We start from the raw sequence: 12610 nt of genomic DNA, 5'->3' as shown, positions 1-12610 counted from the left end.
GCTAAGCATCCTCCCATGACGACAGACGCTCCCGATCCGAAACGCCCCGTCCGGGGCGCCGACGCCGACCGCCGCGAGGCGGAGCGCAAGGAGCGACTCGCGGCGGCGCTTCGCGAGAACCTCAAGCGGCGCAAAGCCCATGCACGCTCTCGCCGCGCCTCCGGCGGCATGGACGACGAAGGCCGCTGAGGAGAAACGCAGCCGGCGCCGTCGCGCGTTTGTGCCGGCCGCATGCTTGCGCTAGACCGCGGGTTTCGCGCCGCTCCGCCGTTCGTGGCGCTTCGAGGAGATTCCATGGACCGCATCCGCATCGTCGGCGGCCCCGAGCTTGTCGGTCGCATTCCGATCTCCGGCGCGAAAAACGCCGCCCTTCCGCTGATGATCGCGAGTCTGCTGACTGACGAGACGCTGATCCTCGACAACATGCCGCGCCTCGCCGACGTCGCGATGCTGAAGCGCATCCTCGGCAACCACGGCTGCGAGGTGACGGTGGAGGGCAAGCGCGCCGGCCAGGACGAGTTTTTGGGCGAGACCGTGCGGCTGACCGCCTCGGAAATCGTCGACACCACCGCGCCCTACGACCTCGTCTCCAAGATGCGGGCGAGCTTCTGGGTGATCGGCCCGCTCCTCGCGCGCATGGGCGAGGCGACTGTGTCGCTGCCCGGCGGTTGCGCCATCGGCACGCGGCCTGTCGACTTCTTCCTCGACGGTCTCAAGGCGCTCGGGGTCGAACTCGAGATCGACCGCGGCTACGTGATCGCCAAGGCCCCTGGCGGCCTCAAGGGCGGCCGCGTCGTGTTCCCGAAGGTCTCCGTCGGCGCGACCCACGTGATGCTGATGGCGGCCTCCCTCGCCAGGGGCGAGACCGTCATCGAGAACGCGGCCCGCGAACCGGAGATCGTCGACCTCGCCGAGTGCCTGGTGAAGATGGGGGCGAAGATCGAGGGCGCTGGGACCTCGACCATCGTGATCACCGGCGTCGACCGGCTCCACGGCGCCCGCCACAGCGTGCTGCCGGACCGGATCGAGACCGGAACCTACGCCATCGCGGTCGCCATGGCCGGCGGCGACGTGGTGCTCGAGGGCGCGCGCCGCGACCTGCTGGACGCGGCTTTCGACGTGCTGGTCGAGGCCGGAGCCGAGGTGACGCAGCTCAACGACGGCGTTCGCGTGGCCCGCAACGGGCACGGAATAGCGCCGGTCAACGTCGTCACCGCCCCCTATCCCGGCTTCCCGACCGACCTGCAGGCGCAGCTCATGGCCCTGACCGCGAAGGCGAAAGGCCCCTCGACGATCACCGAGACGATCTTCGAGAACCGCTTCATGCACGTGCAGGAGCTCGCCCGCCTCGGCGCCCGCATCCACCTCGACGGCGACACCGCGACGATCGAAGGCGTGGAGCGGCTCAAGGGCGCGCCCGTGATGGCGACCGACCTGCGCGCCTCGGTCTCGTTGGTGATCGCGGGGCTGGTCGCGGAGGGGGAGACGATGGTCAACCGCGTCTACCATCTGGACCGCGGCTTCGAGCGGCTCGAGGCCAAGCTGTCGCGCTGCGGCGCGCTGATCGAGCGCGTTTCGGGTTAACTCCGGTTGCGCCGGGGTTGACGCGCGGTTGACGCCCGGTTGCCGTTCGGGTCGCCGGCGGTTACCTCTGCCCGATCTTCCGTCATTCGAGACTTGAACCGGCTGGACCGATGATAGATCCCGACGCCGACGCTCCGCTCAAGCTGCTCGCGCTCGACGAGGACGACCTCGCCGTGCTGTCCGCCCATCTGCAGGACTTCGTCGTCAAGGTCGGCGATCTTGTCTTCCTGCCGGTGGAGAAGCGCTTCGCCTTCGTCGGCAACCGGCTCGACCTTCGGGTCGCGGGCGAGCCCCGGCGCCGGCGCACCGCGGGTCACTTCGAGCGCGTGACCGCGGTGAGGGCCCGGGGCGTCGACCGCTCCCGGCCGGACGCGGTGCTGAACTTGCTCGCGATCGGCTTTACGCCGGACGAGGCGCCCTCCGGCGCCATCGAGCTGGTGTTTTCCGGCGACGCCAGCCTTCGGCTCGAGGTCGAGTGCGTCGAGGCCCGCGCCGCCGACCTCGGCCCGGTCTGGGCCGCCAAAGCCGAGCCCACCCACGACCTCGACGAGGCCTGACGCCCCATGGTCCTGCGCCTGTCCTCCGCGGAGGCCGATTTCGAGTCCCGCTTCGCCGCCCTGCTCGCCATGAAGCGCGAGGTTTCCGAGGACGTCGACGCTGCGGTCGCCACGATCCTCGACGAGGTCCGCCGCAACGGCGACGCGGCTCTCGTCGATCTCTCCAAACGGTTCGACCGCGTGGACTTGGAGGCGGTCGGCCTCAGGGTGACCGACGCCGAGATCGACGCCGCGGCCTCGGCCTGCGACCCCGAGACCCTGAAGGCCCTGACCTTCGCGCGCGACCGGATCGAATCCCACCACCGCCGCCAGATGCCGGCGAGCGAGACCTACCGAGACGACATCGGCGTCGAGCTCGGCCACCGCTGGACCGCGCTCGACAGCGTCGGCCTCTACGTTCCCGGCGGCACCGCCGCCTACCCCTCCTCGGTGCTGATGAACGCGGTGCCGGCCAAGGTCGCGGGCGTCGACCGGCTCGCGATGGTCGTGCCCGCGCCGGACGGTAAGCTCTCGCCGCTGGTGCTGGCCGCCGCCAAGCTCGCGGGCGTGGACGAGGTGTTCCGCGTCGGCGGCGCCCAGGCGATCGGCGCGCTCGCCTACGGCACGGCGACCGTCAGGCCGGTCGCCAAGATCGTGGGCCCCGGCAACGCTTATGTGGCGGCCGCCAAGCGCCGGGTGTTCGGGACCGTCGGCATCGACATGATCGCGGGCCCCTCCGAAGTGCTGGTGATCGCCGACAGGACCGGCAATCCCGACTGGATCGCGGCCGACCTGCTGGCCCAGGCCGAGCACGACGCCTCCGCCCAGTCGATCCTGATCACCGACGACTCCAGTCTCGCCGACGCCGTCGAGGCGGCGGTCGAGCGGCAGCTCGCCCTGCTGCCCCGCAAGGAGATCGCGGGCGCGAGCTGGCGTGATTTCGGCGCGATCATCCTGGTCGGCCAGATCGACGAGGCGCCCGCGCTCGCCGATCGCATCGCGCCCGAGCATCTCGAGATCGTGGCGGAGGACGCCGACGACCTCTCCGACGCCATCCGCCACGCCGGCGCGATCTTCCTTGGCGCCCACACGCCGGAGGCGATCGGCGACTACGTCGGCGGATCGAACCACGTGCTGCCGACCGCCCGCACCGCACGCTTCGCCTCGGGCCTGGGCGTGCTCGACTTCCTGAAGCGCACCTCGATCCTGCGCTGCGGGCCGGAGCAGCTAAAGGCGCTGGGCGGCGCCGCGATCAAGCTCGGGGAGGCCGAGGGCCTGCACGCCCACGCCCGCTCCGTTTCGATCCGCATGAACTGAGCGTCGCGACCGGATAGGATGCGGCCATGAGCCCGAGCGGACGCGACCCCAAAGCCAAACTTGTCGCCGTCACCATCGACGACGCGTCGATCGGGCGTGCGGCGACCGAGGTCGAGCACGAGCGCCAGGTCGCGATCTACGACCTGGTGGAGGACAACGCGTTCCAGCCGATCGGCGGCGGGGAGGGCCCATTCAAGCTCGACATCGCGCTGATCGACCGCAAGCTGGCGCTCAACGTGCGTCGGGTGTCGGGCGAGGAGGTCGTCACGCACTTCCTGTCGCTGACGCCGTTCCTCAAGCTTCTCAAGGACTACTTCCTGATCTGCGAGAGCTATTACACCGCGATCCGCTCCGCGAGCCCGAGCCAGATCGAGGCGATCGACATGGGCCGGCGCGGCCTTCACGACGAGGGCGCGCAACTGCTCGCGGAACGGCTCGAGGGCAAGATCGCGCTCGATCACGACACCGCGCGCCGCCTGTTCACGCTGATCGCAGCCCTGAGCTGGAAGGGCTGACGCGGCCGTGTCGGGCGGTCCTGAGCAGGGGCGTCCCCAATCGGTTCTGTTCATGTGCGGGCAGAACGTCATCCGATCGCCGATCGCGGAAGCTCTGGCCCGCCATTACTTCGGCCGCTCGCTCTACGTCGCCTCCGCCGGCGTCCGGCCGGGGGAAAACGACCCCTTCGCGGAGGCCGCCCTCGACGAGGTGGGCCTGACGCTGGGCAAGCATCGCCCGCACACGCTCGACGACCTCGAAGACCTGAACTTCGACCTCATCATCACGCTTGCGCCGGAAGCCCATCACGCCGCGCTTGAGCTGACGCGCCGGCTCCCGGTGGAGGTCGAGTACTGGCCGACCATGGACCCGACGCTCGCGGCCGGCGGGTCGCGCGAGCAGACCATGGACGCTTACCGCGCCATGCGCGACAGCCTGATCGATCGCATCAGGGACCGCTTCCGCTACGCCGCCCCGGCGCGGGTGTAGCGGCCGGACGGCGCGACGGCCCTCTCGATGCTCGACCTGAGGAGGTCGTCACGCGAGTTGTGGAAACGTGTTATTTCCGGTATCAGGCGCTCTCCTAAGTCACGCTCCGATCGGCTGCGCCTGGATTTCAGGCTCGTTCAGCCGTCGCACTTGTCGAGATCACATGTCGAAAGAAGAACTGCTCGAGTTTCCGGGCACCGTGATCGAGCTGCTGCCGAACGCGACGTTCCGCGTCAAGCTCGAGAACGACCACGAGATCATCGCCCACACCGCCGGCCGCATGCGCAAGAACCGCATCCGTGTGCTCGCGGGCGACAAGATTCTCGTCGAGATGACGCCCTACGACCTCTCCAAGGGCCGCATCACCTACCGCTTCAAGTGAGCGCGGCGCGCAAGCGCCTGAGGGGCGAGCGCCTCGGGGCCGCGCGTCGTCCATGATCGACCGCCGATGACCGACCGCCCCAAACTCGTCCTCGCCTCCGCGAGCCCGCGCCGCCTCGCGCTGCTCGACCAGATCGGCGCCAAGCCCGATGCGCTGCTGCCGGCCTCGCTCGACGAGACGCCTGAGCGCAACGAGCGGCCCCGCACGCTCGCGCTGCGCCTCGCCGAGGCCAAGGCGCTCGCCGGCGCCTCCCTCGCCTCGCAGGACCCGGAACTCGCAGGCGCGCTCGTGCTGGGCGCGGACACGGTCGTCTCGGTCGGCCGCCGGATCTTACCGAAGGCGGAGTCGGTCGAGGAGGCCGCGGACTGCCTGCGCCTGCTCTCCGGCCGCGCCCATCACGTTTCGACCGCCGTCTGCCTCACCACCCGCAGGGGCGCGCTGCGGAGCCGTCTCGTCGAGACGCGCGTACGCTTTAAGCGGCTTTCGGAAGGGGAGATCGACGCCTACCTCGCCTCCGGCGAATGGCGCGGCAAGGCCGGCGCTTACGCCATCCAAGGTCTCGCAGGAGCCTTCGTGGCCAAGCTCAGCGGTTCCTACGGCGCCGTCGTCGGCCTGCCGCTCTACGAGACCGTCAATCTGCTGGTCGGCGAAGGCTACCCGCTGCACCGCGGCTGGCTGGCGAAGGCCTAGAGCCGCCATGTCCGACGCGCCGAAGCCCCCTGGCGACACGCCCTCGGCGAAGCCCCGACCGTCGCCGCGGCCGTGCCCGATCTGCCAGAAGATGTCGCTGCCCGAGTACCATCCCTTTTGCTCGAAGCGCTGCGCGGACATCGATCTGTCGCGCTGGTTCAAGGGCGTCTACGCGGTTCCGACGCCGGACGCCGACGAGGTCGAGCGGCCGGCGAACGACGACGACGAGGCCTGACGACGCCCTGAAGCGCGCAGTTCGCTTGGACTGACGATCCTCTGCCGTCCTAGACGAACCCCACGGACGTTCGAAGGCGTAGCGTGGGGGGCGATTCCCAGAAGAACGACCGCTGGCCAAGGCGACGCGGTAACGCCTGTGACCCCGGCGATCCATAACGCGCGCCTCACGGCCGGCAGTGGGGTCGGGCACGCCCGCCGGTCGAGGAATGCGCCTCCATTCGAGGGCCGTCGGTCAGGCGCGACCGGTTCCGCGCCTCTGGATCGCTCGAGGCGCATACCTCGTATCCCCTATTGTGCGTCCAACCAAAAAGAGTCCAATCTGAGCCTTGGCATCGCGAAGCGAGCCTTGGGCGCCGGGGGCATGTGGGGCCCAACCAGCGGACCAAATCGGGTTTAAGGGGGAAACCATGGCTACCTTCACGGGGACGGGGGCGGCGGACACCATCACGCCGACGAGCGTCTCGGGCGGCGTCGCCGCCAATCCGGCTGGGGCGCGCCCCGGCGAGGACTCCGACTACCTCTACGGCAACGCCGGGAACGACACGCTCGATGGCGGCGGCGGGGCCGACTACCTCGACGGCGGCGCCGATAACGACAAGCTCTCCGGCGGCGGCGAGAACGACTCGCTCTACGGCCAAAGCGGCGAGGACGACCTGAACGGAGGCGCCGGCGAGGATTACCTCGCAGGCGGCACCGAGAGCGACATCTACCGCTTCGACGCCAACTCGGGCAGCGACACAGTGTTCGAGGCGGCGAACGCCGGAAACGACCGGCTGATCTTCTCGGGCAACTTCACCGCCTCCAACGTCCGCCTCTACGTGGAAGGCGACGATCTGAAGATCGTCTACGGCGACAACGAGATCACCATCCAAGATCAGTTCCTGAGCGGCGCCGGCGCCAACGCCCGGGTCGAGGACCTACGCTACACCAACAACACGGTGCTCGACCTGACCACCGTGCAGTCGGCTTGGCTGACGCGCACCGGCACCACCCGCGGCGACTCGATGTCGGGCTCGATCTTCTCCGACACCCTCTCGGGCGGCGCCGGCCGCGACTCGATCTACGGCGGCGCAGCCGCGGACCGGCTGCGCGGCGACTCCGGCAACGATTATCTCCAGGGCGACGCCGGCGACGACACGCTCGAAGGCGGCGCCGAGAACGACCAGCTCTACGGCGGCGCGGACGACGACCGCCTGACCGGCGGCTCGGGCGACGACTACCTCGTCGGCGGGGCCGGGGACGAGATCTACTACTTCGGCCCCGGCTTCGGACGGGACGAGATCGCCGAGGGACTGAACGGCGGGACGGACCTCATCCGGCTGAACACGGGAATCGCCAAGGCCGACGTCGACATCTGGATCGACGGCGACGACCTTTATCTGGGCTACGGCTCCGACTACATCCGCGTGTCGGACCAGTTCGCGAGCGGCGTGGGCGCGGACGCGCGGGTCGAGACGCTGCAGCATTCGGACGGCTCCAGGGTCAGCCTCAAGTCGGTGCAGTCGAGCTGGCTCGTGCGGGACGGCGGCGACGGCGGCGACAACTTCGGCGGCTCGATCTTCAACGACACGCTGAACGGCGGAGGGGGCAACGACACCCTCAGCGGCTCGACCGGCAACGACCAGCTCAACGGCGGGACCGGCTCGGACGCGCTTTACGGCGGCGTCGGCGCCGACCAGCTCAACGGCGGCGACGAGGACGACTCGCTCTACGGCGACGCCGGCGCGGACCTGCTGACCGGCGGCTCTGGCGACGACTACCTCGTCGGCGGCGCGGACAACGACACGTACAGCTTCTCGGAAGGCTCCGGCTACGACACGGTGGCCGAGAGCCCCGGCGGCGGCACCGACACGATCCGCTTCACGCCAGAGATCTCGTCCTCCGACCTGAGCTTCCGGGTGATCGGCGACGACCTCGTCATCAGCTTCGGCGACGAGCAGATCACCGTGCAGGATCAGTACGCCAACGGCACGGGCGCTCAGGCGCGCGTGGAGCGCGTGACGTTCCAGGACGGATCGTCGTCGACGATCTCGCTGACGACGCCCGCCGCCGCCTGGCTGAAGGTGAACGGCACGGCCTCGGGCGAGACGATCGTCGGCTCGATCTTCAACGACACGCTGAACGGGCTGGGCGGCGCCGACAATCTCCAGAGCGGCCTGGGCTCGGATTCGCTGAACGGCGGCGCCGGCTCCGACTACCTCTACGGCGGCGGCGACGGAGACACGCTGAACGGCGGCGCCGGCTCCGACCAGCTCTACGGCGAGGGCGGAACGGACACGTTCCGCTTCGACGTCGCGCCGGGCGCTGCGGGCGTGGACTACATCGGCGACTTCACCGCCGGCGAGAAGATCTCGCTCGAGAACGCGGTGTTCACCGGCATCACGGCGGCGGCCACCATGTCGGCGGCGTTCTTCCGGCTGGGCTCGGAGGCGGCCGACTCGAACGACCGCATCATCTTCGACTCCTCGACCCGGCAGCTGTTCTACGATCCGGACGGCGACGGCGCGCAGGCCCAGATCCAGTTCGCCACGGTGGCGGGCTCGGTCGTGCTGTCGAACACGGACTTCATCGTCACCTGAGACGCCATGGCGCGCCGGCCCCGCGGGCCGGAGCGCTGTCGGGCGGCGGCGGACGCGCTAGGTTGCCCCTCGCGCGCCCGCCCCGGGCCGTCGTCCGCGGACCTCAGCCCTTGCCCTTCGATCTTACGACCGCCGCCGCGGTCCTCGTCTTCGTCGCGACCTACGGCGTCGTCGCCTTCGGCCGGGCGCCCTTCGTGCGGATCGACCGCGCGGGGGCGGCCCTCGCCGGCGGCGCGGCGATGGTGGCGCTCGGCGTGCTCACGCCCGAGGCCGCCTTCGCCGCGGTCGACCACAACACCATCGTGCTGCTGCTCGGCATGATGATCGTGGTGGCGAACCTCAAGCTCTCCGGCTTCTTCGCGCTGGTGAACGCCGCCATCGCCGCGCGCGTGCGCCACGCCTTCACGCTGCTCGTCGCGGTCGCCCTGGCCGCGGGCGCGCTGTCGGCCTTCCTCGTCAACGACACGGTGTGCCTCGTCATGACGCCGCTCGTCATGGCGCTCGTCCTGAAGCTCAGGCGCAACCCGGTTCCCTACGCGATCGCGATCGCGACCGCCTCCAACGTCGGCAGCGTCGCGACCATCACCGGCAACCCGCAGAACATGATCATCGGCTCGCTCTCGGGCGTGCCCTACGCGACCTTCGCGGCCACGCTCGCCCCGGTGGCGGCGGCGGGCCTCGTGTTGACGATCGCCTTCGTGGCGGTCGCGTTCCGTCGCGAGTTCCTGTCGAACGGCGCCTTCGCGCCGGCGGAGGACGCGGCGACCGCAGGGCGGGCGCAGGTGAACCGCCCGCTTGCGATCAAGACCGGGCTCGCGGCCGCCGTCATGGTCGCGGCCTTCTTCCTCGGGGCGCCGATCGCGACCGCGGCCATCGTCGCCGGCGCCGCGCTGCTGCTGACGCGCCGGCTGAAGCCCGCGCGGGTCTGGGCCGAGATCGACTGGCCGCTGCTGGTGATGTTCGCAGGCCTGTTCGTCGTCACCGCGGGCGTGGAGAAGGCCCTGATCACGCCGGACGTGGTGAAGGCCGCGGGCCGCCTCGCGCTTGACGACACGGCCGTGCTCAGCCTCGTCACCGCGGCCCTGTCGAACGTCGTCAGCAACGTGCCGGCGGTGCTGGTGCTGGAGCCCTTCGTGAAGGGCCTCGCCGATCCGCAGCGCGCCTGGCTCGTGGTGGCGATGGCCTCGACGCTCGCCGGCAACTTCACGCTGGTCGGCTCGATCGCCAACCTGATCGTCGCCGAGCGCGCCCGCGCCTTCGGCGTCGATGTCGATTTCTGGACCTATCTCAAGGTCGGCGCGCCGCTGACGCTCGCCACGATCGCCGTCGGCGTTTTCCTGGTGTGAGGGCGCTGGACAGGCCGGAAGCTGTTCCCTATAAGGCGGCTCGCTCCGCCGCGCCTCGGCCCGGTGGGGACCCTGCCCGGGTAGCTCAGTTGGTAGAGCAGCGGACTGAAAATCCGCGTGTCGGTGGTTCGAGTCCGCCTCCGGGCACCACGCTCCCTGCGAGCGCAGCTTTCGTTTACGGTCAGTTTATCGCTCTCACCGCGGGCTTGAGGCGCGTGACCTGACGTTCCGTGGCGCGACGTCGGCCCGTCGGATCACTCCGCCGCCTCGGCGGCCTCTGGCGTCGCTGCGGCGAGATCCTGTTGCGGCCAGCGGGCGAGCGCGGCGCGGCCTGCGTCGGTGAGGGCGTAGAGGCCGCGGTCGACCCGGACGAACCAGCCGTAGACGTTCGCCCTGAGGATGGTCGCCGCCTTTGGCGCGGCCGCCTTGAGGTCGCGGGGGCGGGCGGAGGCCTCGCTCATGGCGGCGGCGCAGAGCAGCGCCTGCTGGCGGTAGGCCGTCATGATCGGCACGCGAGAGCCTCCCCCGACCGCGGGGTCGCCGCGGCGGCGGGTGTGTTCGTCGACGAGGCGCGAACGGCGCTTGGGGTCGCGGCGCGGGGCGGGCGCCGCCGGGCTTAGGATGATCTGCACCTCCCCCCGCGCGGTCACGCCGAGCAGCCCGAACCCCAGCCTGCGGCAGAGGTCACGAAACCGCCGGTCGTGCTCCCGGCCGCCCTTGCCGCGGCCCACCGTGGCCGCCAGCCAGACCTCGTCGCAGGCGGCGGCGCGGTCGACGCCCTGCAGCACGAGGTCGAGGTTGAAGCGCTGCTTCAGCTCGCAGATCACGACCAGGGGCGGTTCGCCGTCCCGAAGCGCCAGCAGGTCGCAGCCGCCGATCTCGCCCTTCACGGCGAAGCCGAGAGTCTCGAGGAAGCGTTTGACCGGCGGATAGAGCGTCGTCTCCATCCCGCCAGGATAGCGGTTTGCCGATCGCGGTTCACCCCGCCGCGGCGCTCAGGAACCCTCCCGATCCTCCGACGTTCTCGTGCGAGGGCAAGAAAGGGCGAACGGCCGATCCCAAAGCGATCGAGCCCCCGCAATGAAACGGCACGGCTTCCGCGCGCGCCTCGTTCCCGATCGCCGGGAGCGGGCGAGTCGCGGCTTCCCGCTTCCGAATCGGTCGCCGCCAAGGAGGAGACACACATGAAGAGCTTTGACATCGACGCCGTCGCCCGCCCGCTCGGGGCCGTTTGCGCCGCCGCAGCCTTCGCCGTCGGCCTCGCGGGCGCGCCCGCAATGGCGCAGACCACGGTGATCACGACCGATCAGCCCGCGGAATCCAGAACCAAGACCAAGGTCGAGGACGACGGCATCGAACGCACCACCAAAACGAAGACCGAAAATCCCGACGGTTCGGTGACCCGCTCGAAGACCACCGAGCCGAGCGGGGGCTCCTCCACGACCACGGTCGAAGAGCGGCCGTCGACGACCGTCGTCGTGCCACGCTGAGCGGCGGCTGAGCGCTGCTGAAAAGGGGGCTGGCCTTCGGGCGTGGCCCCCTTTTTGTTTGGACTGACGCGCGGGGGCGGGCCCGCCGCCGCTGGCGCCTCGCCGCGGCCTGTGGTGATAAATCCCGCTCCGCTCGCCCTCCCGTTCGTCGCGCGTCCCGCGTCGCGCGCAGGAACGCCCGAAATGAAGCTCCACGCCATAAGCGACCTGCACCTCGCGGCCGAGGCGAACCGGGCGGCGCTGGCCGAGATCCGCCCGCGGCCGGAGGACTGGCTGATCCTCGCCGGCGACGTCGGCGAAACCGAGGCGCACCTGCAGTTCGCCTTCGACGCGCTGCAGCCCAAGTTCAAGCGGCTGGTCTGGCTGCCGGGCAACCACGAGCTCTGGGCGCTGCCGTCCGGCACGCCGCTCCGGGGCGTGGCGCGCTACGAGCGCTTCGTCGCGCTCTGCCGGGCGAGGGGCGTGCTGACGCCGGAGGATCCCTATCCGGTGGAGACCTTCGGCGGGCGCAGCGTGCGGATCGCGCCGCTGTTCACGCTCTACGACTACAGCTTCCGGCCGGACGACGTGGCCCGTGAGAAGGTCGTGGCCTGGGCGCGAGAGACCGGCGTCGGCTGCGCCGACGAATACCTGCTGCGGCCCGACCCCTATCCCGACCGCGACGCCTGGTGCCGGGCTCGTTGCATGGCGACCGAAGCTCGGCTCGCCGAGGCCGCCGCGGACGGCGTCCCGCTGGTGCTCGCCAACCACTGGCCGCTGGTGGAGGCGCTCGCGCGCGCGCCGCGCATCCCGCGCTTCGCGCCCTGGTGCGGCACGCGCCTGACCGCGGATTGGCACCGGCGGTTCAACGTGCGCGCCGTAGTCTCAGGACATCTCCACCTGCGCTCGGAGCGCCGGCTGGACGGCGTGCCGTTCCATGAGGTTTCCCTCGGCAACCCGCGGGAATGGGTCGGACGTCGCGCGCCGGACGAGTGCGTGAGGATGATCCTGGGATGAGCCTCTCACCGCGCTGAGACGCGGCGGAGCGTGAGGTTGATGCGGCCGCCCCGGGGCAAGAGGTCCGACGTCCCGGCGAGGATGCGGTCGACGCCGTGGAAGGCGAGGCGGCTGTCGCGCGTGAGCGCCATCGCGTCGCCGGACGCCAGCCGGAACGAGCGCGTGGGGTCCGAGCGCGCCGTCCCGCCGATGCGGAAGGTGGCGCTGTCTCCAAGCGAGACCGAGACCACCGGGGCGGCGAGGTCCTGCTCATCGCGGTCCTGGTGCAGGCCCATCTTCGCGCCGGGCTCGTACCAGTTCAGCAGGCAGGCCTCCGGCGGCAGGTCGTAGCCGCCGATATCGCGCCAGGCGTCCAGAAGCATAGCGGGGATCGCGGGCCAGGGAGCGCCGGTGACGGGGTGCGTCGGCTGGTAGCGGTAGCCGCGGCCCTTGTCCGAGACCCAGCCGAGCGGGCCGAGGTTGGTCATCC

At 70.5% G+C, this 12610-nt stretch carries 15 protein-coding genes and 1 tRNA gene; 14 read left to right on the top strand and 2 right to left on the bottom strand.

Translation table 11 applies throughout. From position 1 onward, the window contains the following. Positions 1–15 precede the first annotated feature (15 nt). From METY_RS21305 to METY_RS19485, 12 genes are all read left to right on the top strand, one after another. Complete coding sequence (locus METY_RS21305) at positions 16–189, top strand: hypothetical protein (protein WP_200819742.1); 174 nt, start codon at positions 16–18, stop codon at positions 187–189. A gap of 105 nt (positions 190–294) precedes the next feature. Next, positions 295–1584, top strand: coding sequence for a UDP-N-acetylglucosamine 1-carboxyvinyltransferase (gene murA / locus METY_RS19535; RefSeq protein WP_103123065.1), 1290 nt, complete (start codon positions 295–297; stop codon positions 1582–1584). A gap of 110 nt (positions 1585–1694) precedes the next feature. Next, positions 1695–2141 carry a DUF2948 family protein gene (locus tag METY_RS19530; protein WP_103123064.1) on the top strand — a complete coding sequence of 149 codons (447 nt, stop codon included), beginning with the start codon at positions 1695–1697 and terminating at the stop codon, positions 2139–2141. 6 nt (positions 2142–2147) lie between these two features. Continuing rightward, the gene (hisD, locus tag METY_RS19525) at positions 2148–3437 is read left to right on the top strand and encodes a histidinol dehydrogenase (protein ID WP_103123063.1); all 1290 of its coding nucleotides are present in this window, start codon (positions 2148–2150) and stop codon (positions 3435–3437) included. Between the two features lie 26 nt (positions 3438–3463). Beyond that, positions 3464–3952: a UPF0262 family protein gene (locus METY_RS19520; protein ID WP_103123062.1), complete on the top strand. Its 489-nt coding sequence runs from the start codon at positions 3464–3466 to the stop codon at positions 3950–3952. Positions 3953–4004: 52 nt separating this feature from the next. Continuing rightward, entirely contained in the window at positions 4005–4421 is a 417-nt protein-coding gene (locus METY_RS19515; protein WP_020186779.1) for an arsenate-mycothiol transferase ArsC, read from the top strand. A 163-nt stretch (positions 4422–4584) separates the two neighbouring features. Beyond that, positions 4585–4803 (top strand): translation initiation factor IF-1, encoded by a 219-nt coding sequence (infA, locus tag METY_RS19510; RefSeq protein ID WP_020186778.1) that lies wholly within the window; start codon positions 4585–4587, stop codon positions 4801–4803. Positions 4804–4869: 66 nt separating this feature from the next. Then, entirely contained in the window at positions 4870–5493 is a 624-nt protein-coding gene (locus tag METY_RS19505; RefSeq protein WP_103123061.1) for a Maf family nucleotide pyrophosphatase, read from the top strand. A gap of 7 nt (positions 5494–5500) precedes the next feature. Then, positions 5501–5728 carry a DNA gyrase inhibitor YacG gene (yacG, locus tag METY_RS19500; protein ID WP_103123060.1) on the top strand — a complete coding sequence of 76 codons (228 nt, stop codon included), beginning with the start codon at positions 5501–5503 and terminating at the stop codon, positions 5726–5728. 409 nt (positions 5729–6137) lie between these two features. Continuing rightward, positions 6138–8309, top strand: coding sequence for a calcium-binding protein (locus METY_RS21675; RefSeq protein ID WP_103123059.1), 2172 nt, complete (start codon positions 6138–6140; stop codon positions 8307–8309). A gap of 110 nt (positions 8310–8419) precedes the next feature. Then, positions 8420–9655, top strand: a complete 1236-nt coding sequence (locus tag METY_RS19490; RefSeq protein ID WP_103123058.1) for an SLC13 family permease — start codon at positions 8420–8422, stop codon at positions 9653–9655. Between the two features lie 74 nt (positions 9656–9729). Continuing rightward, positions 9730–9805: transfer RNA gene (locus METY_RS19485), tRNA-Phe, on the top strand. 104 nt (positions 9806–9909) lie between these two features. On the opposite strand, the gene METY_RS19480 is transcribed toward METY_RS19485, so the two are convergent. Continuing rightward, a complete protein-coding gene (locus METY_RS19480) occupies positions 9910–10602 on the bottom strand; it encodes a DUF2161 domain-containing phosphodiesterase (protein ID WP_103123057.1) in 693 nt (230 codons plus the stop codon). Between the two features lie 237 nt (positions 10603–10839). Between METY_RS19480 and METY_RS19475 the strand changes: the two genes are divergently transcribed. Then, a complete protein-coding gene (locus METY_RS19475) occupies positions 10840–11145 on the top strand; it encodes a hypothetical protein (RefSeq protein WP_103123056.1) in 306 nt (101 codons plus the stop codon). 183 nt (positions 11146–11328) lie between these two features. Next, positions 11329–12141, top strand: coding sequence for a metallophosphoesterase family protein (locus tag METY_RS19470; protein WP_103123055.1), 813 nt, complete (start codon positions 11329–11331; stop codon positions 12139–12141). 5 nt (positions 12142–12146) lie between these two features. Here the strand turns inward: METY_RS19470 and METY_RS19465 are convergent. Beyond that, the coding region (locus METY_RS19465) for an alpha-ketoglutarate-dependent dioxygenase AlkB (protein WP_103123054.1) at positions 12147–12610 on the bottom strand (464 nt) is incomplete at its 5' end.

The sequence above is a fragment of the Methylopila sp. Yamaguchi genome, from assembly GCF_002897035.1.
Taxonomy (GTDB): Bacteria; Pseudomonadota; Alphaproteobacteria; order Rhizobiales; family Methylopilaceae; genus Methylopila.
The sequence above is the reverse complement of the archived record's forward strand: the minus strand, read 5'-3'. Positions and strand labels throughout refer to the sequence as shown.